General features: G+C 44.0%; 27 protein-coding genes. 10 read left to right on the top strand and 17 right to left on the bottom strand.

From position 1 onward, the window contains the following. Positions 1 to 101: 101 nt before the first annotated feature. From FS818_RS07185 to FS818_RS07175, 3 genes are read right to left on the bottom strand one after another with little or no spacing between them, the layout of a single operon-like run. A complete protein-coding gene (locus tag FS818_RS07185) occupies positions 102 to 1550 on the bottom strand; it encodes a glycoside hydrolase family 1 protein (RefSeq protein WP_145330914.1) in 1449 nt (482 codons plus the stop codon). 15 nt (positions 1551 to 1565) lie between these two features. Next, positions 1566 to 2405, bottom strand: coding sequence for a BglG family transcription antiterminator LicT (gene licT, locus FS818_RS07180; protein ID WP_145330912.1), 840 nt, complete (start codon positions 2403 to 2405; stop codon positions 1566 to 1568). 43 nt (positions 2406 to 2448) lie between these two features. After that, positions 2449 to 4347: a beta-glucoside-specific PTS transporter subunit IIABC gene (locus tag FS818_RS07175; RefSeq protein WP_145330911.1), complete on the bottom strand. Its 1899-nt coding sequence runs from the start codon at positions 4345 to 4347 to the stop codon at positions 2449 to 2451. Positions 4348 to 4639: 292 nt separating this feature from the next. On the opposite strand from FS818_RS07175, the gene FS818_RS07170 reads away from it, so the two are divergent. The 3 genes from FS818_RS07170 to FS818_RS07160 all read left to right on the top strand — a co-directional run bounded on the left by FS818_RS07170 (position 4640) and on the right by FS818_RS07160 (position 5951). Continuing rightward, positions 4640 to 4825, top strand: a complete 186-nt coding sequence (locus tag FS818_RS07170; protein WP_145330909.1) for a hypothetical protein — start codon at positions 4640 to 4642, stop codon at positions 4823 to 4825. Positions 4826 to 4904: 79 nt separating this feature from the next. After that, positions 4905 to 5375, top strand: coding sequence for a hypothetical protein (locus FS818_RS07165; RefSeq protein WP_145330907.1), 471 nt, complete (start codon positions 4905 to 4907; stop codon positions 5373 to 5375). A gap of 105 nt (positions 5376 to 5480) precedes the next feature. After that, the gene (locus FS818_RS07160; protein WP_145330905.1) at positions 5481 to 5951 is read left to right on the top strand and encodes a ferritin-like domain-containing protein; all 471 of its coding nucleotides are present in this window, start codon (positions 5481 to 5483) and stop codon (positions 5949 to 5951) included. 140 nt (positions 5952 to 6091) lie between these two features. On the opposite strand, the gene FS818_RS07155 is transcribed toward FS818_RS07160, so the two are convergent. Then, positions 6092 to 6991, bottom strand: coding sequence for a cation diffusion facilitator family transporter (locus FS818_RS07155; protein ID WP_145330903.1), 900 nt, complete (start codon positions 6989 to 6991; stop codon positions 6092 to 6094). 275 nt (positions 6992 to 7266) lie between these two features. Between FS818_RS07155 and FS818_RS07150 the strand changes: the two genes are divergently transcribed. Then, entirely contained in the window at positions 7267 to 7632 is a 366-nt protein-coding gene (locus FS818_RS07150) for a VOC family protein (RefSeq protein WP_145330901.1), read from the top strand. 164 nt (positions 7633 to 7796) lie between these two features. Here FS818_RS07150 and FS818_RS07145 read toward each other — a convergent pair whose 3' ends face one another. From FS818_RS07145 to FS818_RS07135, 3 genes are all read right to left on the bottom strand, one after another. Further along, the gene (locus tag FS818_RS07145; protein WP_145330899.1) at positions 7797 to 8513 is read right to left on the bottom strand and encodes a hypothetical protein; all 717 of its coding nucleotides are present in this window, start codon (positions 8511 to 8513) and stop codon (positions 7797 to 7799) included. 128 nt (positions 8514 to 8641) lie between these two features. Beyond that, entirely contained in the window at positions 8642 to 10024 is a 1383-nt protein-coding gene (locus FS818_RS07140; protein ID WP_145330897.1) for a sensor histidine kinase, read from the bottom strand. A gap of 41 nt (positions 10025 to 10065) precedes the next feature. Then, positions 10066 to 10773, bottom strand: coding sequence for a response regulator transcription factor (locus FS818_RS07135; RefSeq protein WP_145330895.1), 708 nt, complete (start codon positions 10771 to 10773; stop codon positions 10066 to 10068). Positions 10774 to 10930: 157 nt separating this feature from the next. On the opposite strand from FS818_RS07135, the gene FS818_RS07130 reads away from it, so the two are divergent. Beyond that, entirely contained in the window at positions 10931 to 11188 is a 258-nt protein-coding gene (locus tag FS818_RS07130; protein WP_145330893.1) for a GlsB/YeaQ/YmgE family stress response membrane protein, read from the top strand. Between the two features lie 95 nt (positions 11189 to 11283). Here the strand turns inward: FS818_RS07130 and FS818_RS07125 are convergent, their stop codons facing one another. Continuing rightward, positions 11284 to 12060: an alpha/beta hydrolase gene (locus FS818_RS07125; protein ID WP_145330891.1), complete on the bottom strand. Its 777-nt coding sequence runs from the start codon at positions 12058 to 12060 to the stop codon at positions 11284 to 11286. Positions 12061 to 12197: 137 nt separating this feature from the next. Between FS818_RS07125 and FS818_RS07120 the strand changes: the two genes are divergently transcribed. After that, positions 12198 to 12815, top strand: a complete 618-nt coding sequence (locus FS818_RS07120; protein WP_145330888.1) for a TetR/AcrR family transcriptional regulator — start codon at positions 12198 to 12200, stop codon at positions 12813 to 12815. Positions 12816 to 12944: 129 nt separating this feature from the next. On the opposite strand, the gene FS818_RS07115 is transcribed toward FS818_RS07120, so the two are convergent. The 6 genes from FS818_RS07115 to FS818_RS07090 form a co-directional block, all read right to left on the bottom strand. Beyond that, positions 12945 to 15596, bottom strand: a complete 2652-nt coding sequence (locus FS818_RS07115; RefSeq protein ID WP_145330886.1) for an ABC transporter permease — start codon at positions 15594 to 15596, stop codon at positions 12945 to 12947. Continuing rightward, positions 15589 to 16281 (bottom strand): ABC transporter ATP-binding protein, encoded by a 693-nt coding sequence (locus FS818_RS07110; RefSeq protein ID WP_145330884.1) that lies wholly within the window; start codon positions 16279 to 16281, stop codon positions 15589 to 15591. The genes FS818_RS07115 and FS818_RS07110 overlap by 8 nt, the downstream gene beginning before the upstream one ends. A gap of 113 nt (positions 16282 to 16394) precedes the next feature. Further along, a complete protein-coding gene (locus FS818_RS07105) occupies positions 16395 to 17639 on the bottom strand; it encodes a HAMP domain-containing sensor histidine kinase (RefSeq protein WP_186375425.1) in 1245 nt (414 codons plus the stop codon). Further along, positions 17639 to 18340, bottom strand: coding sequence for a response regulator transcription factor (locus tag FS818_RS07100; protein WP_145330880.1), 702 nt, complete (start codon positions 18338 to 18340; stop codon positions 17639 to 17641). The genes FS818_RS07105 and FS818_RS07100 overlap by 1 nt, the downstream gene beginning before the upstream one ends. A 252-nt stretch (positions 18341 to 18592) precedes the next feature. Then, the gene (locus tag FS818_RS07095) at positions 18593 to 18781 is read right to left on the bottom strand and encodes a hypothetical protein (RefSeq protein ID WP_145330878.1); all 189 of its coding nucleotides are present in this window, start codon (positions 18779 to 18781) and stop codon (positions 18593 to 18595) included. A gap of 63 nt (positions 18782 to 18844) precedes the next feature. Then, positions 18845 to 19585: a class I SAM-dependent methyltransferase gene (locus FS818_RS07090; RefSeq protein ID WP_145330876.1), complete on the bottom strand. Its 741-nt coding sequence runs from the start codon at positions 19583 to 19585 to the stop codon at positions 18845 to 18847. A gap of 138 nt (positions 19586 to 19723) precedes the next feature. On the opposite strand from FS818_RS07090, the gene FS818_RS07085 reads away from it, so the two are divergent. Next, positions 19724 to 20926: an MFS transporter gene (locus tag FS818_RS07085; RefSeq protein WP_145330874.1), complete on the top strand. Its 1203-nt coding sequence runs from the start codon at positions 19724 to 19726 to the stop codon at positions 20924 to 20926. Continuing rightward, positions 20913 to 21560, top strand: coding sequence for a TetR/AcrR family transcriptional regulator (locus tag FS818_RS07080; RefSeq protein ID WP_145330872.1), 648 nt, complete (start codon positions 20913 to 20915; stop codon positions 21558 to 21560). Before FS818_RS07085 ends, FS818_RS07080 begins: the two co-directional genes overlap by 14 nt. 169 nt (positions 21561 to 21729) lie before the next feature. On the opposite strand, the gene FS818_RS07075 is transcribed toward FS818_RS07080, so the two are convergent. After that, positions 21730 to 22767: a ketopantoate reductase family protein gene (locus tag FS818_RS07075; RefSeq protein ID WP_145330870.1), complete on the bottom strand. Its 1038-nt coding sequence runs from the start codon at positions 22765 to 22767 to the stop codon at positions 21730 to 21732. Between the two features lie 13 nt (positions 22768 to 22780). Beyond that, positions 22781 to 23527, bottom strand: coding sequence for an acetoacetate decarboxylase (locus tag FS818_RS07070; RefSeq protein ID WP_145330868.1), 747 nt, complete (start codon positions 23525 to 23527; stop codon positions 22781 to 22783). Between the two features lie 166 nt (positions 23528 to 23693). On the opposite strand from FS818_RS07070, the gene FS818_RS07065 reads away from it, so the two are divergent. Beyond that, positions 23694 to 24581: a LysR family transcriptional regulator gene (locus tag FS818_RS07065; protein ID WP_145330866.1), complete on the top strand. Its 888-nt coding sequence runs from the start codon at positions 23694 to 23696 to the stop codon at positions 24579 to 24581. A 236-nt stretch (positions 24582 to 24817) separates the two neighbouring features. Continuing rightward, a complete protein-coding gene (arr, locus tag FS818_RS07060) occupies positions 24818 to 25234 on the top strand; it encodes an NAD(+)--rifampin ADP-ribosyltransferase (RefSeq protein WP_145330864.1) in 417 nt (138 codons plus the stop codon). A gap of 136 nt (positions 25235 to 25370) precedes the next feature. Here arr and FS818_RS07055 read toward each other — a convergent pair whose 3' ends face one another. After that, positions 25371 to 26837, bottom strand: a complete 1467-nt coding sequence (locus FS818_RS07055) for a glycoside hydrolase family 1 protein (protein WP_145330862.1) — start codon at positions 26835 to 26837, stop codon at positions 25371 to 25373. Between the last annotated feature and the right edge of the window lie 75 nt (positions 26838 to 26912).

Raw genomic sequence — 26912 nt, 5'->3', positions numbered from 1 at the left:
TTTATAATTTGTTTTCGCCTGTCAAATCATTGTATGAATGAAAAGAGATGATTTCTTTATAATACAGAAATCATCTCTTAGTTTAACTTTTTAGCATGTGTCTATAGTCCATTGTTAGCAATCAGATTTTGGTACCAGAAGAAACTTTCTTTCCGTCTTCGCTCCAGCGTGCCGTTTCCGTCATTATCCTGGTCGACGTGGATCAGGCCATAGCGTTTTTCCATTTCAGAAGAGGAATAGCTGATGAGGTCAATGATTCCCCAGACGGTATACCCCATAATTTCAACACCGTCCAGCAAAGCCTCATGCATTTGTTCGATATGAGAACGCAGGTATTCAATGCGGTAAGGATCGCTGATTGTACCGTCCTCTTTAACGGTATCGTAAGCACCCAGTCCATTTTCAACGATAAACAAAGGTACCTGATAACGGCTGTACAGATGGTTAAGCGCAAGTCTTAAACCAATCGGATCGATCTGCCATCCCCAATCACTGACAGGCAAGTAAGGGTTTTTCACGCCGCCCATCGTATTGCCGCTAACCGTTTCCAGCCCCTCGCTATCTGCACTGGCCACGAAGGAGTTGTAGTAACTGAATGATATGAAGTCAGCCGTATACTCTTTTAGCAAGTCACTATCGCCTTCAGCTTTTTCAATGATGATATTCTGTTCTCTAAAATATCTCTCGATGTAACCCGGGTAAGCGCCACGCACCTGCACATCGGTAAAGAACAGATTAAATTGATTGTTCTTGTGTGCTGCCAGCACATCAAGCGGATTACATGTGTGAGGATAGTGCAACAGGCTTGTCAGCATACAACCAATTTGAGCATTAGGAATAATCTCGTGGCATAGCTTTACCGCATAAGCACTTGCAATGAATTGGTGATGTAGCGCTTGGTATACCGCCTGCTCAACATTCTCGAACCGATCCGGAACAATGCCTCCGTTCGTGAACGGATGACGCACAATGCCATCAATTTCATTGAAAGTGATCCAATATTTTACTTTATCTTTATAACGGTTGAATACCGTTGTACTGAAGCGTACAAAGAAATCAATAACCTCTCTGGATGTCCATCCTCCATAATGATCGACCAGATACATCGGCATCTCATAGTGAGACAAGGTAACCAGAGGTTCAATGCCATTTTTAATCATCTCATCAAAAAGGCGATCGTAGAAAAGCAAACCTTCTTCGTTGGCGCTCGTTTCATTTCCATTCGGGAAAATCCGCGTCCACGCAATCGATGTACGTAATGTTTTGATGCCCATCTCACCCATTAATGCAAGATCCTCTGGATACCGATGATAGAAATCGATACCTCTGCGTTTCGGATAATTCAATGTAGATTGATCCTTAAGCGCTACCGCGAGCTGCTCTGAACTTACAGCATTTTGCTTTTTGTAGTCACCTATGTTTTTCTTATTCATAGCCGTATCGGCGGTAGAAATGCCTTTCCCTGCTGTGTTCCAAGCTCCTTCAGCCTGATTAGCAGCAATCGCTCCGCCCCATAGAAACCCTTCGGGAAATGTTCGGGTAGTCGTCATATCATAATCCTCCTGTTAATGCGCTCTGTCCATCACACGGCTGATGTGAATGATGAGATACAATCTTTCTTCGTTGGACATAAATCGTTCGAATTTCGCGCCAATGTAATTGTTGATCTTGGAAACACAGTTGCTCTCCTCCGGATACTTGCTGGAGATCCGCTCAAGCAGTTCATCATCCTTGGATTCAAGCATCGTGTTCTCTAATAATCGCTGTACAAAAAACTGCAGATGAGTTAGAAAGCGTGAATAATTAATGCTCGATGTGTCCAACTCAATTCCGTAATGAATGCGAATAATGTTAAGAATATCTTTAACGGTATTCGTCATCATCATGACCTGACTCATGTTCTGTTCCGTTTGCTGCGCGTTGACCAGATGGAAGGCGATGTTAGCTGCCTCCTCTTCCGGCAGATCCAGTCCAAGCTTATCTTTAATAAACTTCAATGCCTGCTTCCCAATGAGAAATTCTTGCGGATAAAACTTCTGCACTTCCCATAACATCCGATTTTGTATCGTAATATTCGATTTGAATCGTTTGGCGGCCATATGGAGGTGGTCTGTTAACGAAAAATAGAGATTTTCACTGAGATCACGCGATAATACTTGTTTCGCATAGGATATGATTTCGTCTGCCAAAATTAAATACTCTTCCGGCGTCTCTTTCATCAGAGTCGTCATATCCGAGGACATTCCTTCATTCTCAACGACATATACTTTTTCAATTTCATTTTCGTTAATCATGTCCCCGGGTCTGCTTCTGAAGCCAATTCCTTTGCCCATGGCAATAACCTCTTTGTTGTCATTACGCTTGGCCAAAACAATACTTGTATTGAGAACTTTTACTACTCTCATATCCATGCTCCTCTATGTTCAGGATGAATTTCACCCCATAATATTACAAAATGGTTATAAGTGGCGTCTCAGGTCCTATTTTTTCAGATTGCTCATGTCCAAGGATTTCAAGATAATCACCACTGTTTGTTACAATAATCGGTGTTGTTGTGTCAAAGCCCGCTTTTTCAATGGCTTCCATATCGAACTCCATTAGAAGTTGACCGTGTTTCACGAGATCTCCCTCCTGAACAACAACATTAAAATGCTGTCCTTTTAATTTGACGGTATCAATGCCGACGTGAATCAGAAGTTCAACGCCTTCTACTGATTTCAAACCGATGGAGTGTTTGGTACGAAAAACGGTTTGCACAGTTCCATCAAATGGAGCCACAACTTGTCCCTTGGCAGGTTTAATTGCCATGCCTTTCCCCATTGCCTCTTGGGAGAACGCTTCGTCGTTTACCGCCTTTAACGGAATAGCCTCTCCTTCAATCGGGGAGAAAACAACCAAACGAGACTGCAATTTCTCTTTCTTCGGAGCTACAGATGTTGTTTCTTCCTGAACAGATTTTCCTGATGAAGCTTGTGCATGAGACTCTGCTCCAGGATCATTAAAGCCGATGAAATATACGGCAATTGGCGTAACAATAATCGAAATAGCTGCTGTAATCAGCGCGTAGGTAAAGTTATTTTCCGCCCCGATAAACATCGGTAAAGAAGCGAGACCCGGACCTACTGCTGCATAAGCTTTCAAGTTAACGATACCGGCAAAGAGTCCCGCTGACCCCGCACCAATCATACAAGCGACCAAAGTGCGTTTCAGACGTAAATGTACCCCGTACAAAGCCGGTTCGGTAATGCCGAACAATCCGGATATACCCGCTGGCAATGCAACCTGCTTCAATTTCTTGTCTTTTGCCAGGAACCAGACCGCAAGCGCTCCAGCGCCTTGTGCCATGTTAGAAGAAAGCATCGCACTATGGATCAATGTTTCATAGCCGGGTGAAACCATGGCTGCGAAAATAACGGGATAAAACACTTTGTGCATTCCGAACATGACGATAAACGGAAGGAATACAGCCAAAATTACAACGGTTAACCAGCCAATTTTACCTTGAATCCAGAATAAACCGTCAGACAATCCCACACCTAAATAGTTACCGATTGGTCCCAGAACCGTGAGAGCCAGTGGTGCCATGACAAGAATAACAATCAACGGTTTCAGGAAGATTTTTACTGGTCCAGGGGATACCTTATCCGCGAATTTCTCGACATATGACATGAGCCAAACGGTCAAAATGATGGGTAAAACGCTTGATGCATAACTGATGTTAGGAACAGGAATACCCGCAATATCTACAGGTACTTCTCCTCCAAGTAGCGCGATCATTTTGGGGTGTAACAGAACTCCCGCCAGTGTGGCTGCAATATATGGATTTGTTTTGAATTTCTGTGCACTGGAGTATGCCAGCAATACAGGCAGGAAGTAGAACGCTGCATCAGCGATATTAAGCAATAGTGCGTAAATCTGATTTTCTTTTGATAGTATACCAAGCGAGGTACACAACAAAAGCAAAGCTTTAAACATCCCTGCTGCTGCGATTGCTGGAATGATCGGCTGGAAAATGCCCGTAATCAATCCGGCAAAACTCTCAAACAAACCTTTGAAGCTCAAATCTCTTTTCTTGTTTGGCTGTGAGTCTGCCTCTGTGTTTATAGTGACCATTTGCTTCAGTTCATTATATACATAGCTTACATCATTTCCGATTATGATCTGATATTGTCCCCCGCTGTATACGGCACCCATTACGCCATCCATCGCTTTAATCTCTTCGGTTTTTGCTTGACTCGGATCTTTCAGATTCATCCTTAAGCGGGTGGAGCAATGGAGAAAATCATTGATATTTTCTTGTCCGCCTACTTTGTCAAGGATATCCTTAGCGGTTTCTTTGTAATTCATAAAAACACCTCGCCCCTGAAATTGTGCATAAAAAAAGGCTTAAATAGGGCGGGTATATTAAATATACAAACCACCCAATTTAAGCCTTGCCTGCCGAACAGTAACACGCCAAATTGAATCATATATGATGTTGTTTAAAGATTTATAAACGTTTACATCGCTAATGTAGCATGATTTTCGACAAAAAGCAACACTTTATACGCAAAGGATCTTATTAGCTTTTATGAATTACCTTAAGATTTAATGGGCATCTTAACCAGATGATATATGTACGCGACGGGGGTTATAAACAATGCAGCACATTAATGATTGGTTAAAACACATTGCACATGATTACATTTTGGTGATTATCGCTGCAGTTCTCTTCTTTGCAGTTAAAGCCGTTGTTGGCTGGTTCACTTACAAGCACTACAATCGAAAACTAGATGCCATTGCGGAGCAAGTCAACCGTCTCCTTGAACAGAAAAAAACAGATTAAATCGCCAAATGCCACATATAAACACTATTAAATTCGAGACAGAAGTCGAAGATCAGAGTTAGATTTGGAGGGAAATGATATGCTGGGTAACTGGGTTCTGGGTATGCTCATCCCCTTGCTGCTGGGTGCATGGATTTTAAGGCGTCACTACTACTTGCTCGTGTTATATTTCCCACTTGGTGTAGCCATATCGGCTTGCATTAACAGTGTAGGGTTTAATTATTTTTGGAATATTATGCCCAATACGAACAACCAGTCATATGCTGCTCTGCCGATGGATCTTGGTATATATCCTATTACGGGATGTATTATGATGTACATGATTTTGGTGAAAAAGGCCAGACCGTGGCCAAGTATCTTTATATCGGCTCTTGTGCTGACACTGATTGAGTGGTGTGCTAAGTTGTTTGGTCATGTTGTTTACTTTAACGGTTGGAATATCTTCTGGACGTACTGGTCCTATTTCCTGCCCTTTGTGCTTGCCTATGGTTACAGTAAGCTTATTAAACAGACATTGCCAGATGATATCGTTAAGCGTTCAACTCGTTAGAATGCCGGGGTAAGACATTTCGTATAAATTTTCTATTGAAAAGATGGTTAACGTTACTGGGCGTATGTGCATATCTTATTTCATCATGGGCATGGAGGGATTAGCATGTACGCAACATATCCTTATTTTTATAGAAAGCCATTTACTCCCGTATGGGCAACATCAACAGCTGAAGCGCTCGGACTAATACAATCCGCTGTTCAAGGCGAACGAAATGACGAACTGTTCTATGATGCTCTCATTCGCATGGCTCCAGACACATATCAAGCAGCAATCATTACAAGCATCCGTGATGACGAACGCGGGCATAATCGGATGTTCAGAGAGATGTATAAGGACCTCACAGGTCAGGAAATCACGGGTATGAGCAGTGAACCCCCGGAAACCGTCACATCATATCTTGGTGGTTTGCAAAAAGCATTTCAGGGTGAGCTTGCCGCTGTGGAGAAGTACAGAAAAATATGGTTTGGTCTTCCCTACGGCATCTACAAAGACACGGTGTGGGGCATTATTCTGGATGAGCAAAAACATGCGGACAAGTACAATAATTTGATTATGTACAATATGCCTAAATGATTGTCGAATGAGGTCATTTGAATTGATGTTGGGATTCCAAAAAATGTGAAATAAGCTCGCAGGTAATAGCACCAAAAAAACCAGTAAACTTTATCGTTTACTGGTTTCTGCTTTTTCTTAACCCTTCATTTCGAACAATATTACATGTATTCTTTGACTGCTTCCTGCTCTGGCTCCGGCTCGACGTGAACGTGTACCGTATACACATCATGCTCTTCCAGAAGCTCGTTCTCAACATCGGTACAAATATCATGAGCTTGCTGCAGATCCAAATCTCCCCGAACCGTGATCACCACGTCAACTACGGCGTTACTGCCATAATTACGTGCTCTTACATCTTTGACCTTCTCTACACCATCAATCCCGGCTATGGTCTCCCGGTATTCTTGAATCAACTCTACATCAAATCCATCGGTAAGATGGTGCGTAGCTTCTCTGAAAATATCCCATGCCGTTTTGCAGATCAGCAAACCGACGATAATCGCCGTTACAGGGTCAAGCCAAGGAAGACCGAACTGAGAACCTACGATCCCGACGACGGCACCGATACTCACCCAAGCATCGGAGATATTATCCCGTGCGGCCGCCATCACGGCCTGACTCTTGATTTGTGTGGCTAGCCTTTTGTTGTATCGGTAGACGAAGTACATCACAATCGCACAGAAAATCCCTGTATAGGCGGCAAGAAGATCAGGCGATTCATGCTTCCCCTCAAAAACAGAACCGAAGGCTTCAAACAACACTTGCAGTCCGACGGCCATCATGATAAATGAGGCTACAAGAGATGCTACCGTTTCAGCTCTCCAGTGGCCATATGTATGGTCTTTATCGGCCGGACGCTGGGCGAACCTTAAACCAATCAGTACGGCGATGGATGCGACAATATCCGTTGCGTTATTTAAACCGTCTGCTTTGAGTGCTTCAGAGCCAGCAATTGTGCCAATCACCAACTTTAGTGCGGTCAAACATATATAAGCGATGATACTGATGATCGCCCCACGTTCCCCGAGTTTTAAGTTATCGTATCTTACTTGATCCACTTTCCGTTCCTCCTGCAATCTTCAACTGTCATAACACTTGTATGATGGTATCATTGAACATTTGTGTGGGTCTAGAGAAACGTTTTAAGTGTAAGCAAACATAGTCTGAGTGCCGCAAGAGTTTAATCGGAATCCAAAAAAGTTGCGTGAGGAAAACTTGTCCCTGAATTTTTTCAAGCTCCTTTTCTAGTATATTATTGCTTTTAAACATGGAAAATAGTAGAATCCATACAGAGAACATTAGTTCTTATACATGATAGAAGGAGATGCATCAGGTGTTTAAAAAATTAGAATGTGTTTGTATACATACAAAAAATATTGAGAAATCACTTTTGTTCTACAGTTCTATGGGGTTAACAGAAAATTGGAAAATAGAACGTAACTTGGAGAACGGCTCTACCTGGACAGTAATAGGTTTAAAATTCCCCCAAAAGGACAGTTCTGAACTCGTATTAAGCAACCACCATGAAATCAACTTTACAGAAGTTGAAATTCTGGTTGATGATGTGAGACAAACCTATGACGAACTAAGAAAAAACGAAGAAATTAAATGGATTAGAACTCCCTCTGCAACAGAGTCTGGACATATTGCTGTAATGAAAGCCCCTGATGAAAATGTGTTTGTATTAGTTGGAAAGTAGGTTGGAAACATAGTGGTGCGCTTATTTCACACTATGGTTCGTCTGATCTGAACAACGTTATCAACTCATAACGACATAAAAACCTGCCCAAGAAATTGGGCAGGTCCGAAAAGTAAATCGTATATAACGTTCTTGTGAATCAAAGAAGAGAATCGATTACACTTTTAGTCCAGCAGGCTGAAGATCTGAATGCTTTCAACCTTGGCATCCTTAATATGGAACGACATGACATCTACGTAATTGGATGGCTCGTAACGGAAGTCGTCTTCCTCGTCAGGTGCCCCATTACCTAACAGTTTGCCTTCAGGATACGCTTTTTTAAGTGTGTCCAGACTGTCCCCTGCTTTAATGTTTCGGACTGTCGTATACTTGGGATCGGTAATTTGGATATTAAAGATCGAGTCTTGTTTGCCTTCAGGTACACTGATGGTTTTAATCTCCAGACCAGGGTACGTGTATACTTTTTCCGTAAATCCGATTAAATTATCCATATTAGTTCCGTCCCCTGCAGTGTACGTATGGGATTTGAAATTGTCTGGTTTGCCCAGCATTTGTTCCATCTGCTCTTCATTCGCTGTATCCGAAATCGCAATGGTGTGCTCGTTATGAACAAAAGCAAGCTCCTTCAGCACCACATTGCCTTCCTTCTTCACTGAGCCTTCCTTCACTGCCTCAGAGCCCTGTCCTTCAGTACCTTCGGAGTCCGTTTTTTTTGAATCGGATGTTCCTTCATCTTTACTTTGTCCGTTCGACGTATTTTGCTCAGCCGAATTCTGTCCGGTTGTTGGTGACTTCGCATCAGTGGACTGACAGCCCGTCAGAGCTACCGTTAGTAAAGCACTTAGCAGGATAAAGCTCGCAGATTTCTTTGTTAATTTCATCATAATCCCTCCATAAATGTGTGATTTGTTCTTATGAAGTCATTATAAAAAAAGCATTTGTTAGTCTTATAACAGAAATGTATCAGTCTTGTAACGGTACTTATTTGGGTTTCGATTCAGGAGCGTGTTTAGACACAAGGTAACACAATCGTCACTGTCGTGCCTTGTCCTAACTCACTTTCCACGTCAATATAACCATTAAACCTCTCGACGATCTCTTTGCAAATGGACAAACCGAGACCTGAACCATTCGCCGTGCTTGCATTTTTCGCCCGGTAAAAGCGCTCCTGCACTCGCTCCAGTTCATCACCCGCGATGCCTATGCCTTGGTCACATATCTTTACAACGACCTCGGTTGACGTATGTTCCATCTGCATTTCGATCTTCGAATAACTACCTGAATATTTAATGGCGTTATCCAACAGGTTGGCTATTGCATGGGACATGAGCATTGGATTGACGCTCGCATAGACTTTTGTCAAACCTTCATCCGCCGGGTCTTCCTCTACATGTTTAACTGTGATCCTGATCTCTTTATCCTTAGCTTTGGCTTCCATATTTCTGGCGACTTGCTGGATCAGTGCGTTTATTTCCGTCTTTTCGACCTCCAGTTCGCTTGAACCAGCCTTGTCGAATCGCGATAACAACAACAGTTCATTAATCAAACGGGTTAGCCGATCCGATTCTTGCAGCAGATGCGCATAAATCCTTTGCAACTCTTCGTCCTCATTTTCCCCCTCATATAAGTATTGAGAGAAACCACGAATGGCTGCCAGAGGCGTTTTTAACTCGTGAGATACGTTCGAGACAAATTGTTTCTGGTATTGAATGTAATTATGAAGCTGCTGTCCCATGGAATCGAGTCCATCCGCGAGCATGCCCAGCTCATCCTTGCGGTTCAGATGAACTCGCTTAAATTCCTGTCTGGAGAAACTTTGCGCGGCACCAAGGAGTACTTTAATCGGTTTGGTTGTATTGCGGGCAATCCACAGACTCGCTAACGTAATCAGCACAATGAAACCACCTGCACCCGCAAACAAGACATAACGGATTTGATCCATGATTGCATAAAAGTATGAAATGTCCTCTACGAACTCATACACATATGCATTTTCGTAAAATTGATTCTGAATGGGAGTCGCAAAATAAAGCAGATGATCATCTGTTACGGTGTAGGCATAGCTTCCGCTCAGTGCTTTTTCAATATTTTTCTCGAAAATGTGTGGTTTGCCATCATTAATAATGATGCCATCTACAGCCAAGCCCAATAGCTGCTTGGAGCTGTCATAGATCCGCACTTCCTTGCCTGAAGCTTTAAGCTTCTCCAGTGCAAGTCTAACGATTTCTTTCGTCTGCGGCTCCCCTGATGATGATCGATGCTGTGCCAGCACCTCACGAAAGGACAACTCAGACAGATCCGCCTTCTCCATCATCTGTTTTTCGATGGTAATGAAGCTGTAGTAATCAATGGCTTTATTGATAGCAAATATGATAATGCCAAAGGACAGCACGGAGAAAAACAAATAGTTCAGCAGTAACCGGGTTGCGTACTTCAGGCCTCGCCACCTCCAAGCTGATAGCCGAATCCGTAGATCGTTCGCACATATTTCGGTTCGTCCGCGTTATCCTCCAGCTTCTTCCGTAATCGCATGATGGTCATATCCACACTGCGACTGTCCCCCATAAAATCATATCCCCATCCGATCTGTAGCAGCTCATCCCGGGTAAAGATTTTGTCGGGCCTTTTGAGCAGCGTTTCCAGAATTTTAAACTCTTTGGCTGTTAGAGAGACGGGCACATCGTTTTTCAGCACTCTTCGGCTCTCTAGGTCAAACGTCAATTCTTCATGAACGATACGAGTCGTTTGGGATTCCGTGTGTTCGCTTGTTTCTTCCTTGCTCTCGTTTCTTCTCAGAACCACCTTGATGCGAGCGAGCAATTCCCGATTGTCGAAGGGCTTGGTCATGTAATCTTCCGCGCCAAGCTCAAGCCCCAGAACCTTGTCGATAATCTCATTTTTAGCTGAGAGCATAATCACTGGAACAGAACGTTTGCCTGTAATTTCCTTACACAAATCATATCCGGAGCAATCTGGCAGCATCAAATCAAGTACCACCAGGTCGGGTTGAAAAGAATCCAGCAATTCCAGTCCGGTTTTGCCATCTTCTGCGGTTTGCACATCGTAATTCTCTCGCCTGAGCACAAGCTCAATTAAATCTCGAATAGCGGCCTCATCGTCAATAACAAGTATTTTCTTCATTGTCTGTACACCCCTTCTATCCTTGTTTCCCACTTGAATCACCATTTACCCTCATCTTAGCACAGACCCTTCAGAACCCTCCACCGACAGGAAGATGAGGTATAATCCCGAGAGCTCCACATACCTTGTAATAACCCCGAAGAAAGGAGAACAATCCATGGATCTGCTCTGGGTACTCATTGTTGGTGGACTTATTGGCTGGTTAAGTGGCAACTTGATTGGGCGGGACGTACCGGGCGGTGTCATTGGAAATATTGTTGCGGGTTTTATCGGTTCCTGGTTAGGAACGGAATTGCTTGGACCAAGGGGACCGGTGATTGGCGGATTCCACATCATTCCGGCGATCGTTGGCTCAATCATTGCCCTGCTCATCTTTTTTGCTCTGGCACGCGGCGGAGCCTTCCGTAGACGCTAATAAAGAGAGGCGGATAACCGATCACGTTGTTCAATAGAAAATCACAAAAAGACCGACAGCATTCATCGTTTGCAGATGAAAACTTCGGTCTTTTTTTATTTTTGTAATAGTTTCATGGATTTCATCCATGCTTCCAATGCCTGAACAACCTGTTTAAGCTGTTCCTGTTCTGTGATCTTAGGTGCGTTGTCTCCCTTCTGCATGCCGTAGGAGCCAAATTGACCATGGTTGCCGCCTTCAATACTTACAAATGTCGTGTCATTGGGAAGATTGGATTTGGCTTTTTCCCACGATTCCCAGTTCAGAACACCATCATTGCTTCCCGTAATTTGCAGTGCGGACAAGTTCGTTCCGTCCAGTCTCCCGCCATCATCCGCATAGGATGCAAGGTAAAAGACACCTTTGATCTGATCTGTGTGCGCCGCAGCATATCTTGAAGCGAATACACCTCCTAGGGAGTGCCCACCAATAACAAAGCTTTCACCCGCATGTTCCGCGAGAAACGAATCCGCCCGGTTTTCCCCGAACATCGCCAAATTTAGCGGCATCCTCGTAATATACACACGATGTCCTTGCTCCGCTAGTGCTCGTGCCATAGGCGCATAACTTGACGGCTCCACTAGACCTCCGGGATAAAAGACAACATTTGGCTGTGTGATGTCCTGCCCTTTAGGTTCAAATTGATAACCGTTCTGCACTTCACTAACAACGACCCGATCATCACTTTTCATTGCCGCTTCCGCTTGTTCCGACGGGCTGTATGTGACAGATGCCAGGTACGCAAACACGCCAGCCACCAGGGCAATAATGACCACACTAATCCATATCGCTATTTTTTTCCATCTTCTCTTACGCGCTGTTGTCTTTGCCATAACTCCGTTGCCCACCTTTAAACGTATCATTTTTAATTACAGAATTAATTATATTTACTGGTAAGTAAAATTACAAGCCTCTTTGCTAATATTTATGATTTGACATAAAATATTGTGGAAGGAGAGTGTACGAATCTATGCCAGAGCAAGTACCTAAACGTTTGCGCGGAAGACCCAAACAGACGGACAATGATATTTCCATGCAACAAACCATTATCTATACGGCATCTACTCTATTTAAAGAATTTGGCTACGAGATGGTGACCCTTCAGCAGATTGGCAAGAAGTGCGGCGTATCCAAACCCACCATATATTATCATTTCGCGGGCAAAGCGGATCTATTCGTGGCAGCCATGACAACGATGTTGCAGAACGTTAGAAAAATCACGTCGCTTATGCTGCATGAGGCGGAACATCTGCGAGACGGATTAATTCGATTAGCGGAAGCTCGTCTTGCCAATCCGCATGGTGAGATCGAAATGATGATGCGTGAAGCGGAATCTTTTCTGGAGGAAGAGCAGATTCATGCCATTCGTGAAGCAGAACGACAGATTCATGAAGTGTTAGCTTCTCATTTCAGACAAGCTATGGATCAGAAAATTTTTCGTGAAGAAGATCCGATGTTTCTGGCAGAAGCCTTTTCAACTCTAATGTTGATGGGGAACCGGGAGTATGATCAGCAAAAATATGAGTCTCATCACGTCATGGCGGAGAAAATTGTCCGTGTCTTTTTAGAGGGAGTAACGAGAACTTAAGCCATTGATCGGATCTAGTGATCGCTTCTAAATTTGACTTTATAATGTTCCCCTGTCTATTTCAGAATTAATTCATGCCCAAAAAGCTCGGATGTTCGCTTTAGAACGAACAAACGAGCCTTTTTTGAGTTAATTTTCCCCGCGTAAACCCTCTGTAATCTGGATTCGTTCAAGACGTCTAAGCGGCCAGTAAGATGCCAGTAGTGTGGCTGCGATGGCACCCAAACTGCCAATCAGAATGCTACTCCAAGGGATAGCCCATTCGATCTGCACAGCATTTCTCATCAGATAAGACACACCGTAGCTCAGGCCTGTGCCGAGAAGACTTCCGTAGACAGCGGCAAATACGCCATAGAACACACCCTCCAGCAAAACCATTTTGCGAATTTCCTTTTGAGTCATACCAATCGCTTTTAATACGGCGAACTCCTTCGTTCGCAGAATAAGATTCGTACTCACCGTATTCAAAATGTTTAGAAATGCAATGGCTGCAATAACACCGATGAAACCATACAGGAAAATGTTTAACGTCATCGCGTCGTTGCGGGCTTGCTTCATTTCCTCTACCCGATCGCGGTAACTATACCCTGCATCCTGCTGCACAAGGCTTTTGAAATAACCCACGATTGCCCCGTTATCTGTCTCAGGACTCGCTTGAACGAATATTCTGTGGTAGGCATTATCCCGAGTAATGTTTTCGATCACCTTCGGTGTCGTTATCATTTGAACAATAGCACTTTCCGTGTAGTCTCCAGAGAGAGGCTCATGATCTGCTATTCCGACAACAGTAACGGTTTTGTATGCCTGATTACTCCCCACTTCCCGAACCTGAATTTTGTCCCCAACCTTGAAACGGGTTTGATCAATGATCATCTTGGTTCCTTGTTTGGTTGTCATGCTGATTTTCTGGAGAACAATGACACCATTTTCATCGTTCATTTGGCTCGCATCAATACTTCCGGAAGTGAGCTTGGCACGAAGCTCCTGAAGTCCGTTTATACCGTATGACATGAGATAGTTGTTATCCGTCCGATATCCGTTATCCATTTCAACCGTGTACATTTCTTTCCGATGCTGGTAGTAATCCGGATTCACTTTCTCTTTCGGAATGATCGCCTGGAGCTGATGATTGTAAAAAGGATAGGCTTGGTTAACTCCATCAAGTGTAGCCAGCTTGTTATACACCGAATTAGGGATACGTTTATTCATACCCTGATAGTCAAGGGAGTAAGAGTAATTGATGCCCGAGGTAGAAGTTGTGCCTAGAACGTTTACCAAGCCGCTAAACACAATGTACAGGATGATGCTGATAATCATCGAAAATGCCGTAATGCGAAATCTTTTTCGGTTCCGCCGAATATTTCGGCTGGCAAAACGACCTTCAAATCCAAGCCATTTGCTGCCTGCAAAGGACAAACGCTTGAAATTCCCCTGCTCTACCACCGTGCTGCCTGAAGTTTTCAGTGCTTCCAGTGGTGAGACGCCAGAGGCCAGCTTAGCCGGACCCAGAGCTGAAACATAGACAATAATCAGCCCTAAACCTGCTGCCGCAAGTAGAATGGGCACTGAAATAATCATGTGCATATCGTTCAAGAAACCTAAGGTGAGGAAACTGATGTTATAGAATAAAACCTTCATCAAAATGGTTCCTGTAAATAAACCGATCGGAATGGCAATCAAACTAAGCACAGTCGCTTCCTTAAATACAATCTTGCGAATCTGGGCGGGTGTTGCACCGATACAGCGCAGCATGCCAAACTGAGAGATGCGTTCAAGCACTGAAATATGAAACGTATTGTAAATCACTGCGCTTGTGCATCCCATAATGATTAGAACAAGGGCTGCAAATGCATACATTGAACTTTGGTTAACATTGGTAAAGGTACTTTTGCCAAACAATTCGAGCAATTCATTGTTATATTCGATCCGAATATCTTTAATTACCGATTCCCGGTTCAACTCGTGAGCTGAACCCTGATCTACACTTTCCCAACCCAAGGACGACAGGATGGCTTCCGTTTTATCCTTTATGTTGTCCATTGATTTCATCGTGGCATAGATAAAAAAAGTCTGAGATGGATCGATTTTTTGATGATCGTCATACGTAATCGCTGAATAGATAAAGGTGGATGACCACGTTACATTTTTGGCTGGTTTCATTACCCCGACAACGGTATATTGCTGTTTCATGCGCGGTTTGAATTTCTCGTCCAGATCCCACCCATAATCACCAATGGATTTCGCACTCTTCACTTTTCCTGTGGAAGCTTCGAGCCGATCTCCCAGGTTAAGCGTAATCTTATCACCAATCGCTGGTTTTGATGTGAAATTATTCAGACTCCAGGATGACAGGATGATTTCATTAGGCTTTTGAGGCAGACGTCCACTCTCTAACTGAACCTGAAGCTTGGCCATCGCTTGCGAATCGTAGCCTTTTACATTTAAATAACGATATGGCGCAGCAAACGGGTTTTCGTTTTGCTCCTTTTCACTCGTAGGACTTATGGTCGCATAACCAATACGATGAATGACTCCTGCACTGCCTATGGCAGCCTGATTCACGATACGGGGTACGTCTTTGCCTGGAATCCCATTGAAGGACACCTCATAATCCCCGTAATCTTGAATGGTCTGACGTACCAGTTTGTCCTGATAACTCATCGCAAGTGTGCCGACAGCCGTAAGAAGCGTTACCGATAGAATGATACCAACAATGGTGAGAATGGATCTTTTTTTCTGACCAAGCAAATATTTCTCTGTGAGCCCTGTGTATTTACGCATGGTGCTCGCCCCCAGATTGCTGGTCAAAAAGAACCCCGTCTTTAATGTTCACAATGCGATCTGCTCTCCGGGCTACATCGGAATCATGTGTAATCATAATCAAGGTTTGGTTGTATTTTCGAACCGAATAAGTGAGCAAATCTACAATTTCCTTGCTGTTTTTGCTATCCAGATTCCCCGTCGGTTCGTCAGCCAGAATGATCGAAGGTTTGTTAATCAACGCTCGTCCAATGGCTGTGCGCTGCTGCTGTCCACCCGACAGCTGGTTAGGGAGATGATGTTTTCTGTCTTTTAGCCCGAGTACGTTCATTAGTTCGTCTGCATAGTCTTCATCGGCTTGACGATGGTCGAGCAGCATAGGCAGTTTAATATTTTCCTCTGCGCTTAGGACCGGAATCAGGTTATAGGCCTGGAAAATGAATCCGATCTTTCGTCTTCTGAAGATTGCTAAATTCGCTTCGTTCATAGCGTATAAATCTGTCCCATCAATATGGACTTGTCCACTGGTTGGGCGATCCACGCCTCCAAGCAGATGCAATAACGAACTTTTCCCCGAACCGCTGGCACCAACGATAGCGACAAATTCACCTTGTTGAACCGTTAAGTTAATATCTTTCAGTGCGTCGACCTTCGCGTCGTTACTTCCGTATGTTTTACATAAATCATGTGTTTTTAAAATTTCCAAAGCATGTGCCTCCTTCATGAGCTGTGAACAATTGTTGTATTCATATAGGTTATTATAGGCTCGGAAGCTTACGTTAAAGTGAAGAGGAAGCTTACGTTATTGTAAGCTTCCTCTCAATACACTGTTTTCATGAAAGTAATTCGGAATTCGGCTCCCTCTCCAGGTTCGCTTGATACCGAGATCGTTCCACCCAAACCTTCAATAATGGACTTTGTCAGAGACAGACCCACCCCGGTACTGTGGGGTTTAGCATTACTCCTCCCCAGGTAAAATCGCGTGAATACATGGGGAATCTGTTCCGGCCTGATCCCTTCCCCTTCATCCCGGATGATAATCGAGTGAAACAAGCCCTCGTCCTCCATCGTAATGTACACATTGCCTGATACGGGAGAGTGCTCCAGTGCATTTTTCGTCAGATTAATAACCGCCTCGGTTAACCATTCCTCATCTGCATGCAGCAGCATGCCCTCGCCGCCTTGAACGATAATCGTCTGTTTCTTCTGCTCCGCCAAAGGTTGCAAGGTCTGTACAGTGGATTCAATAATGTCTTTGGGTCTAATGCTTTGCAGTTGAAAAACGATAGCTCCAGCTTCCACTCTCGCCAGCTTCAACAGGCTGATAATCAGCCATTCCATGCGTTCAATCTGCTGTCTGCTTCGTTCCAGAAAAGTGGTTCGGATTTCTTCTTTCATATGTGGGTCATCCCGCATATTTTCATTAAACACAAGCAGGGATGCGAGCGGTGTTTTGAGTTGATGTGATATATCCGTAAGCAGATGGCTTAAAAATGTTTTCTCATGCTTCAGCTGACCTACACTATGACTTAGTCTGCCTGCCATCATGTTAAAGCTATGGCCAAGCGCACTAAAATCTCCTTCTTTACTCTCAGGCAGTGAGGTATTGAATTGACCCTCCACCACCTGCTCCGCTGCATGTGTAACACGGCGAATTCTGGAAAACAGCTTGCGGTACTCCCAAAATATAAGCATCAAAACCGGAATACCGCACAAAAAAAAGATCAACGCCGTATTCCCGGGTAATGCTGTTCCCGACAGGACAGGCTGATCCTGAATGCTCATATGCTCTGTATACCCGTATTGAGACAAGATTTGTTTCCCTAACGTAATATCCTGTTGGTCTGAAACTTGAGTAATATGTTGAATGAGCTGATCTTCGAGCTGTGGCTGTTTACTTAACACTTGTCCGACAAAGGCCGCATGCTGGTTCACAACCGTTTCGTTGATGCTTTGGATCTGCAGATTCATCGCAACGTAAATGATTGCAGTCAAACCTAATTGAACAAGGATGAATTTGATGAAAACAGATTTCCACTCCGGATTACGGATGACTTCGTTCATCAGCGGTATGCTCCTGTCGTTTCGGCGTTCCATTTGTACCCAACCCCACGAATCGTAACAATATACTGAGGAACGGCTGGCGTTTCCTCCACCTTTTCCCTTAATCTGCGTATATGTACGGACAGCGTATTATCATCAATGAATTCACCTGAGACATCCCATAACTTCTCCAGGATCGATGTCCTGCTGCATATTTGTTTGGGATGGGACATTAACATGAGAAGTAGCCTGAACTCCAGCGTTGTCAGCGAAACTTCCTTTTTATTTTTGAAAACAACACCTTCCAGCACGCGCACTTCAAACTCTTCGGATTTCCAAATGTTCGAATGCTGTTCAGGGCGGGAATGACGCCGTAAAACAGCCTTGATTCTGGAAAGCAGCTCCTTGGTACGAATCGGCTTGGTCATATAATCATCCGCACCCAGATCAAGTCCCGCGACCACATTCATCTCTTCATCCAGCGCGGTGAGAAAAATGATCGGTACCTGTGATTCCGCACGAATCTCCTTGCATAATTCATATCCCGTTCCGTCAGGCAAATTAATGTCCAGCAAAATAAGTTCGATCTCGTTCTGTGCAAGAGCATTGCGAGCTTCCTTCAAGGTTCCCGCATGAGTGACCTCATACCCTTCATTGGTTAACGTATATTCTATTCCAAATACAAAATTTTCATCATCTTCAACAAGCAAAATGCGATTCATTACTGCACCCCTATTCTAGCGTTACCTCTTAAACCCAAGTGTATGTGCTTCATCATTCTACTAAATGTAACATTTGAAATACAAGGAGGGAGTCGTTTCCCGTTTGTTGTATGAAGGTATTCTGTGCTGGCATGCAAAATAAAAAAAGACAACCGATATATCGGTTGCCTGTGATGAAAAATGATACAACGGTTAAGACGTGACGTGCTAACGGTGCTGGAATTCCTTTTGTAATCACTCCCGAGAACTACTTTATTTCATTAACTTCTCCGGATTCTTCACCTTAATGGAAACAACTTCACCACAGTTCAGACAGATCGTATATACACGTTCAGAACCAAGTGACATTTTTTTATCCAAAGGCCGCAAATTAATAAAGTCGGTTGCCTCCACAAAGGATGTACCTCCGCAATCGTTACAAGTTCTAGACGTTGTTGTCATATCAATATTCCCCTTTCTACTTATGTAATTTCAACCCTTCATTTCAATCATTTTAATGCATGCTTAGCCTTTCTTACATACACTAATTACCATTGGGCTTGAAGGTTGAAACGGTATTTGATCCCAGTTCGCATACTGTCTCTCTATGGTGAACCCTTGTTTTTCCAGCAACTGCTGCAATGTCTGTACATCTGTGAATCGACAAGCAATGCGTGACGTGGTTTGACGATGCCCCCAGTCACGGATGGTCGTCCAGTGCATAATCTGATTCTCGTCATCATACATCTGGCTACCAGATACGTTGACGGTCACGCCATCCACATCGATGAATGTGCCCCAGTGCTCTTCTTTCTCATCCGATAAATCATTACCTTCCGGATTGCGCATTTCAAATGCGAATATGCCACCAGGCTCCAAATGATTATACGCCGTTTGCAACAACGCGTGCTGATCCTCGTTGCTCAGAAAAGCCTGAAATGCATTTCCCGTCAAAAAAATCATGGAAAAGCGCTGATCGGATTCAAACGTACGTGCATCCGCTTCGATAAAATCAACCGGCAGATCCTTCGCTTTGACCCTCGCGTACGCGAGCATAGGCTCTACGATATCTACACCGCTAATTCGAACTCCTCTTTCGGCTAAATAAAGAGTGGCTAGTCCTGTACCACAAGCCAATTCCAGCACATGCCCTGGATGTTTCCTCGCCAGTTCGAGAAAAAATTCGTATTTGTCCGTCTCGCCGCCAAATTCCAGATCATAATTCCTCGGGTCCCGATACTCTTCCTGATTGTTGTGATCAATCAATACGTCTCACCCTTTTTCCATCAAAAATGTATTTACAACTAAGATTATAACACACTATAATGGTTTACATTGAGTAAAGGTTAACGATGTGTTAACCATACAAATCTGTAAGTGATGGATAAGGAGAAATGTAAACGTATGAGTTCGATGACACAATCTACCCGCTTTCCGATGTTCATTCTGATGTTAAATCTGTTTATTGCTTTGCTCGGACAAGGGATGCTGATTCCGATCTTACCGGAGTATCTCAAGCTGTTTCATGCAGGGGGGACCGTTGCCGGATTTTTGGTAGCGGCCTTTGGCGCAGCTCAATTTCTATTTTCGCCCATCGGAGGACAATGGGCTGACCGCTTTGGACGTAAAAAGCTGATTATGGCCGGCATGTTTCTGGTCGTTGTGTCTGATCTTATTTTTGCCGTATCCACATCTCTGCCTCTGCTCTACATTGCTCGTTTCATCGGGGGAATCAGTTTAGGTCTGATGGTTCCAGCCAATCTGGCTTATGTTGCTGATATTACGACTCCTGAGACGCGTGCCAAGGGTATGGGTTATTTCGGTGCGTCGATGAACCTTGGTATGGTGCTTGGGCCAGGTCTTGGCGGTTTTATTGCCGAGATGGGTGTGCGTATGCCTTATTTCGTCGCTTCCGGCCTGGGTCTGGTTGCGGCACTGCTTACCCTGCTTTTGCCCGAGACTCTTCCACCTGAAAAAAGAACGATCTCTACGGAGAAGAAAAAAGGGTTCAACATCGGCACACAAATCTGGAGTTCGTTCAAGGTTCCCTATTTCGGATACTTGTTGATTATTCTGGTTATGACCTTTGGTTTGATGAGTTACGAGACGGTCTTCTCGCTGTTTGCAGAGTATAAGTACGGTTTTAATGCTTCAACGATCTCCATTATCATCACCATGGGAGCGATTATAGGTATCGTAGTGCAGATTTGGCTGCTGGACTTTTTTGTGAAACGGTTAGGCGAAATCAAGCTCATCCGTCTGTCCTTAATCATGACCCCGATTGCCCTTTTGCTCATGTTAATCAAGGTTAATCTGGTATTTCTTTTATTTGCATCGGCGCTTTATTTTGCATTTAATGCATTCCTGCGACCAACCGTCAGCTCCCTGATATCCAAAAGTGCCGGAGATCGACAAGGTTATGCATCTGGCCTGAATACAACGTATTCCAGCTTAGGTACCGTCTTCGGCCCGCTTGTCGCAGGTATATTGTTTGACAAAAACGTAAACTTTCCGTATATTTTTGGTGCTTTTATGTTACTAGCAGCGTTATCACTTACAATGAGCGCACAACGTTCCAGGAAAGGAAACCGATATGCAAGCGAATGAGAATTGGCATCAGCAGTTAAAAAATCAGAATCGGGATGAACTGATCGAAGCGGGTAAGCACCTTTTTCTAAAACACGGTCTGCTCCAAGTGAAAATCAAAGACATTTGTGCCGAGGCGAATCTAAGCCGGGTGACCTTCTATAAACATTTTCAATCGATCGATGAGCTGCTGCTCACCATTCAGATGCAGTTGGTTGAATCGATGACGGATCATGTGAAACAGGCTGCAGGCCCAAGTGGCAGTGGCCGTGAACAGCTTGCTGCGATGCTGAACGCATGGGTTTCTTTTGCCAGGATGAATCCCGACCATATTCGTTTTATTCAACTATTCGATATCAATTATGAGGTAGTCCATTTTCAGCAAGAACTGAAAGATACCTATGAACGGTTTATCCAAAACGGTAAAGAGAACCACTTCCTGCTTGAAGCATTGAACTCAGGAGTTGCCGACGGTAGCATCCGTAATGCTACTCCTCCGCTTAAGCTGGCGCAGTTCATATTTACGGTGATGATGGGCATGTTACAGAAGATGTTTACACACCGCTCACATGAACTTCATCAATTGGATGATCAGATGACAAAGCAGTTGGTCGATATGCTGTTGCATTATGCGGGCAATGAGGACAAAGGATAGCTTGAATTCGTGGAGCAAGATTAGACAGAGGGAGCAACGATCGCAAAGTTAGAGTTTGAAAATAAGAAGAAGCCTTTCTTCTCATGTTTACAATTTGTCTCATGTGGAAGGAAAGGCTTCTTTATTTGCGTTTTGTATTATGAATTTGAGATTTCAACAAGCTTCAGCTTTAGACCTGTGACACATTCAAAAGCTGTTCAAAAGCATGAATATTGGTTGCAAACTCTGGTATGTTCCGTGCTTCTTCTGCGGCTTCGACCAGCTGAACCACCATATCGTTATACGGTGTTGCAATCCCCGTACCTTTTGCCTTATCCGAAACTACACCGTTAATGTAGTGGATTTCCGTTTTACGTTGTTTCTCCAAATCCTGCAGCATGCTTGCTTTAAGCAGTCTGGAAGGTTCCATCACCTGGCGCAGCGTTTGAATACGTGCAGGAATCTCCTTTTCGCTCTGTAGTTCCAGTGAGGCCATATCAAATCCGTTCATGGTGACAAAAGAAACACCGTTCCCATGTCCGACCTTGATCGTTTCGTCAATAATATGAACTGCACTTCGAATGGCTGCTTCATGATCCAGAATATCTCCATACGTACCATTCAGTGCGGCGGACAATCCGCTAAAGGCGTTGTTAATTAAAAGTTTTGACCATTTGGTTCCTACCAGGTTATCCGAGATATGTGTACCGCCAACCAGATCCAGCACTTCTTTTACACGCTGAATTCGCTCGGTCGTCTCTCCGTTCAATTCCCCGATCTGGAATGCGTACTGTTTGAATTGAGGATACGCCGTGGTCAGGCTGGATACGCCAGGTCCCATGAACGTAGCGCCAAATTCAACGGAACCAGCGATAACTCGATGTGCCCCGACAATAGATGCCACGCTGTCTTCAGGAATCCCGTTCTGGAGGGAGCATACGATGCTATCTTCATGCAGGTATGGAAGCAATTCTTTCAGCACGGATTCATTGAACAGTTGTTTCGTTAACAATAGCACAAGATCATATTGCCCTGACTTTTGTTCAGGGGTGATTGCTTTTACTTTGGCCTGAAATTCGGTCGTTCCGGTGACTTTCGCTCCTGTCTGATTCAGTGTGTCAACATGCTCCTGATACGCATCAATTAACTCCACGTCCATTCCGCCATCTGCCAGATAAGCACCAACGATAGTTCCTAGTGAACCTGCACCTACAATCGCAATTCTCATAAGTGTTGCCTCCTTATTTTTGTTCCAGATAGTTATATACAGGCTGTGCTGCATTCAAAGTTAAGTTCGTCAGGATGTGGGAAGCGGACACCACTTCAAGCACCGGTAAATCTGCCAGAGGCGCAAGTGCATGCTCGAACAGCTGAAGCCGCGCCGGGCCTGTCCAGGCTTCCTTTACCTCGATATCGGTAATTTGCGTACGGATCAGATCACAGATGCGAAGGTTACCGGTATAATCCGTGGCGATTTTGATCATAAAGTTGGGACGGCAGATTTCTTTTTTGGCAAGCTCTTTGTCCATCTCCACATGTTTGAAACCCATCGTTGCTGTGGCTACGCGCAGTGATCCATAGTCCAGCGTGCCCACGAGGGTATCGGAGTCCGTGTACAGTTTGGGGGCACCGAGCTTTTTCGGATAAGCCGTTAACTCTCGGCCGCTTGCAATGGCGGGGAAGTTATCCACGTACATCGAATGCACATAATCCCCGTCTTCCCCATTGAACTGCACGGGAATGACCTGTCCAGCTTCCGTATATGCGCCAAGTCCGGAAACATCCGGCATCCACATCACTTCGAATTTCACCAAGGGTTCGGTGATTTGCAATGGCTCAGGAACAGCTGCGCGTAAAGCTTGCTCATCCGTTCGGTAGATAATGTTTAGATACTCGCGATTCACGAATTTATAAGGTGGCATTGGGTATGCCGGGGCTGTTAAAGGCGTGTTCAGGTTTTTAGCAATATTTTGCACATCGATTTTCATAAAAAAGACACCTGCCCTTACATTAATGATTGATTGGTTATGTCATTGCGCTGTTTGTTTATTTACTTATTTGCTATAAATAAAGTCTACATCTTTCTTTAAATTTAATATAATACATAATAAGTACTATAGATATTTATTGAAATAAATAAGGAGTGCAATATAAATGGAACTTCTCCAATTGAAATATTTTCAAACCGTCGCCTATACGGAGCATATCTCCAAAGCCGCTGCTCAATTAAATATCGCTCAGCCTTCGTTAAGTCTTACGATCAAACGGCTGGAGGACGAAATGGGTACTTCTCTCTTTCACCGAAAAGGCAGAAATATTGAATTGAACGCGGCGGGAAAAATTTTGCTGAAGCACGTCAATCGGATTTTTATCGAACTGGAAAATGCAAAGCTGGCCATCCACGAAAAAGATGACGAGCTGTCCAAGTTAATCCGTATTGCGATCTCGAATTCGAGGTTTCTATCGGGGCTAATTAGTGAATATATCGAAGTATGTCCAAGCGCTCAGCTTCATCAAGGGATTGCAAGTCGTGTCGAAATTATTACGCAGCTGAAAAAAGGAGATATTGATCTGGGCATCACGGGCCACCCCATTCTGGATGAGGAGATTGAAAGCGTGGTGCTGGTTGAGGAGCAGATTGTGCTTGTCCTTCCTTCCACCCACGTTTACGGTAGAGAAAAACAAATTACATTAGATGTCGTTGCCGACGAACCTTTTCTCGCGCTCGCGAATAACGAAGAATATCGCCGTTTTACCACCATGTTATGTGAAAAAGCTGGTTTTTATCCGCATCTGGCATTTGAGGTAGATTCCCATACATTAGTTGAGATTATTAGGCTGGATCGAGGTGTGGCATTACTGCCAATCTCCGTCTGCCGTAATCTTGGATTGCACTATGTCTCCATTGCTGATGTAGCCGCGGTCTATCCAATCAGCTTGTCATGGCTAAAACATCGTAAGCTCTCGCCATCCCTCGCGAAATTCCGTGACTTTATTACCTCGTATTATGTATCCAATCGTTCGATGTTCAAGTTTGAATAAAGAAGCTACTTGAACATGAAGTAGTAACCAGCTTCTACCGCTTCATATTAAAAACAAAAAAGCCGCTACGTTAGCGGCTTACGAATTTCAATATAACAATTCATGGTCTGATCTGCCCGATCCTCTTCTCTCTACTCTAATTATAACGTTTTAAAACATTGGATAACAGACTGTTTTTTTACCAGTGCCTGCACTATACTCCTAAATACAAATCTAAAAAGTTGAGGTGTGTCCATATGGATGACAATAAAATAGTCCTAGATCCGGGTCCTTTTTTTCACGGTACCAAAGCAGAACTAAAGATTGGCGATGTATTGGAGCCCCAATATTTATCCAATTATCAAGACAAAAAGTCGAATCACATCTACTTCACCGGAACCTTAAACGCTGCTAAATGGGGTGCTGAACTTGCCAGATCGAGTGCAAAGGAAAGAATTTACGTCATAGAACCATTAGGAGATTTTGAGAATGACCCTAACGTAACGGATAAAAGATTCCCTGGAAACCCGACCCGCTCCTATCGATCCAAATCCCCGCTAAAGATTGTCGCTGAATTAGGTTCATGGGAACGACACACGGATGAAGAAATTGATCATATGACTTCATCTCTGAAAAAGTTAAGTGATGAAGGTAAAAATGTGATCTATGATTAATGTATGAACAAGCAGATAATAAAAAAGGAGTAGCCTGTTATAGGCCCTCCTTCTTTTGCTTTGAGATGACAACATTTAAATGAATCCGTATCTATTCGTTTACTAGGTTAAGGGTATACATTCGGATTTCGAACGTTTAAAGTATCTCTCCATTGGACTCAATCACTTGTTTGTACCAGTGGAATGAATCTTTACGGGTTCTATCCAGGGAACCATGACCTGCATTGTCTTGATCGACATAGATAAAGCCATAACGTTTACCCATCTCCGACGTGGAGCAGCTAATGATATCAATGGGTCCCCAGCTGGTGAAGCCCATCAGTTCCACTCCGTCAGCTACAGCTTCCTTCATCTGCTCGATATGGCTGCGCAGGTAATCGATGCGATACGGGTCATGCACTGATCCGTCTTCTTCGAGCTTATCGGTAGCGCCGAGTCCGTTCTCTACAATAAAGAGCGGCATACGATAGCGGTCATACAACCGGTTCAGCGCGATGCGAAGACCGATTGGATCGATTGGCCATCCCCATTCAGTGGCTTTCAGATGCGGGTTTTTGATCTGACTTACCAGCATACCGGAGTTGCTGTTGTCATTCGGGTCGTATTTTCCGATATACGTCATATAATAACTGAATGCAATAAAGTCCACTGTGTTGTCACGGATAATCGCATCATCTTCAGGTTCCTTCACCAGTTCAATGCCTTGCTCTTCAAAATATCTTTGCATGTAGGACGGGTACTCCCCACGCGCCTGAACTTCCGGATAGAACAGGTTCATCTGATCTTCCTTCATCGTCTGCAGCACATCTTCCGGTTTGCTGGATGCAGCGTAGGTTTCCAATCGACAGATCATGCAGCCAATCTGAGCATTAGGCATTTTCTCTTTACCGCTTTTCACAGCAAGTGCACTTGCCACAAACTGATGGTGTGTCGCTTGATAGGCTACCTGTTCCGGTGTGCCTTTGATTTTATCTTCCAAAATGCCGCCACCTGTATACAAGCTGGTCAACATCATATTCATCTCATTAAACGTGATCCAGTATTTCACTTTGTCTTTGTAACGGTCAAACAATGTGTTAGCAAATTTTAAGTACAGATCAATCATCTCACGGCTTTCCCAGCCATTGTATTTGCGTGTTAACTCAATGGGCATTTCATAGTGTGAAATCGTAACCAGTGGCTCAATGCCGTATTTCAGCAGTTCGTCAAACACTTTATCATAGAAAGCAAGCCCCGCTTCGTTGGGAACCGTTTCTTCTCCTGTCGGGAAAATTCGCGGCCAAGCGATGGAAAGACGGAAAACCTTAAAGCCCATTTCGGCAAACAAGGCGATATCTTCTTTGTAACGGTGGTAGAAATCTACGCCATTACGTTTCGGGAAATACACATCGGTGTTACCACTCAAATATTGTTCCAGTTCTAAGGAATTAACGTCAAAGGTAAAATCTTTACCATTTCGCTCCTCATGCGGCACATAAGGTGCCATATCAGAGGTGGAAAGTCCTTTGCCGTCTGCGTCAAATGCGCCCTCCAGCTGATTGGCTGCGGTAGCCCCTCCCCATAGGAATCCTTTAGGGAATGTAAGTTTTGTCGTTTGTGTCATGATGGTTTCTCTCCTTTTTATTATTTACACATGTCACTTCAATGACAGATTAACCTTCCAATCGCTGTTATCCCC

Origin of the sequence: Paenibacillus xylanexedens (assembly GCF_007680605.1) — a bacterium.
Classification (GTDB): Bacteria; Bacillota; Bacilli; order Paenibacillales; family Paenibacillaceae; genus Paenibacillus; species Paenibacillus xylanexedens_B.
This window is presented reverse-complemented; position numbering and strand designations above follow the sequence as displayed.

What these genes read in the sequence shown, in the direction of transcription:
- FS818_RS07115 (WP_145330886.1), bottom strand. Translation starts at nt 15,596, where the DNA reads ATGCGTAAATACACAGGGCTCACAGAGAAATATTTGCTTGGTCAGAAA.
- FS818_RS07095 (WP_145330878.1), bottom strand. Translation starts at nt 18,781, where the DNA reads ATGACAACAACGTCTAGAACTTGTAACGATTGCGGAGGTACATCCTTT.
- FS818_RS07170 (WP_145330909.1), top strand. Translation starts at nt 4,640, where the DNA reads ATGCAGCACATTAATGATTGGTTAAAACACATTGCACATGATTACATT.
- FS818_RS07055 (WP_145330862.1), bottom strand. Translation starts at nt 26,837, where the DNA reads ATGACACAAACGACAAAACTTACATTCCCTAAAGGATTCCTATGGGGA.
- FS818_RS07145 (WP_145330899.1), bottom strand. Translation starts at nt 8,513, where the DNA reads ATGAAATTAACAAAGAAATCTGCGAGCTTTATCCTGCTAAGTGCTTTA.
- FS818_RS07085 (WP_145330874.1), top strand. Translation starts at nt 19,724, where the DNA reads ATGAGTTCGATGACACAATCTACCCGCTTTCCGATGTTCATTCTGATG.
- FS818_RS07080 (WP_145330872.1), top strand. Translation starts at nt 20,913, where the DNA reads ATGCAAGCGAATGAGAATTGGCATCAGCAGTTAAAAAATCAGAATCGG.
- FS818_RS07185 (WP_145330914.1), bottom strand. Translation starts at nt 1,550, where the DNA reads ATGACGACTACCCGAACATTTCCCGAAGGGTTTCTATGGGGCGGAGCG.
- arr (WP_145330864.1), top strand. Translation starts at nt 24,818, where the DNA reads ATGGATGACAATAAAATAGTCCTAGATCCGGGTCCTTTTTTTCACGGT.
- FS818_RS07130 (WP_145330893.1), top strand. Translation starts at nt 10,931, where the DNA reads ATGGATCTGCTCTGGGTACTCATTGTTGGTGGACTTATTGGCTGGTTA.
- licT (WP_145330912.1), bottom strand. Translation starts at nt 2,405, where the DNA reads ATGAGAGTAGTAAAAGTTCTCAATACAAGTATTGTTTTGGCCAAGCGT.
- FS818_RS07075 (WP_145330870.1), bottom strand. Translation starts at nt 22,767, where the DNA reads ATGAGAATTGCGATTGTAGGTGCAGGTTCACTAGGAACTATCGTTGGT.
- FS818_RS07100 (WP_145330880.1), bottom strand. Translation starts at nt 18,340, where the DNA reads ATGAATCGCATTTTGCTTGTTGAAGATGATGAAAATTTTGTATTTGGA.
- FS818_RS07175 (WP_145330911.1), bottom strand. Translation starts at nt 4,347, where the DNA reads ATGAATTACAAAGAAACCGCTAAGGATATCCTTGACAAAGTAGGCGGA.
- FS818_RS07070 (WP_145330868.1), bottom strand. Translation starts at nt 23,527, where the DNA reads ATGAAAATCGATGTGCAAAATATTGCTAAAAACCTGAACACGCCTTTA.
- FS818_RS07135 (WP_145330895.1), bottom strand. Translation starts at nt 10,773, where the DNA reads ATGAAGAAAATACTTGTTATTGACGATGAGGCCGCTATTCGAGATTTA.
- FS818_RS07125 (WP_145330891.1), bottom strand. Translation starts at nt 12,060, where the DNA reads ATGGCAAAGACAACAGCGCGTAAGAGAAGATGGAAAAAAATAGCGATA.
- FS818_RS07120 (WP_145330888.1), top strand. Translation starts at nt 12,198, where the DNA reads ATGCCAGAGCAAGTACCTAAACGTTTGCGCGGAAGACCCAAACAGACG.
- FS818_RS07065 (WP_145330866.1), top strand. Translation starts at nt 23,694, where the DNA reads ATGGAACTTCTCCAATTGAAATATTTTCAAACCGTCGCCTATACGGAG.
- FS818_RS07165 (WP_145330907.1), top strand. Translation starts at nt 4,905, where the DNA reads ATGCTGGGTAACTGGGTTCTGGGTATGCTCATCCCCTTGCTGCTGGGT.
- FS818_RS07105 (WP_186375425.1), bottom strand. Translation starts at nt 17,639, where the DNA reads ATGAACGAAGTCATCCGTAATCCGGAGTGGAAATCTGTTTTCATCAAA.
- FS818_RS07160 (WP_145330905.1), top strand. Translation starts at nt 5,481, where the DNA reads ATGTACGCAACATATCCTTATTTTTATAGAAAGCCATTTACTCCCGTA.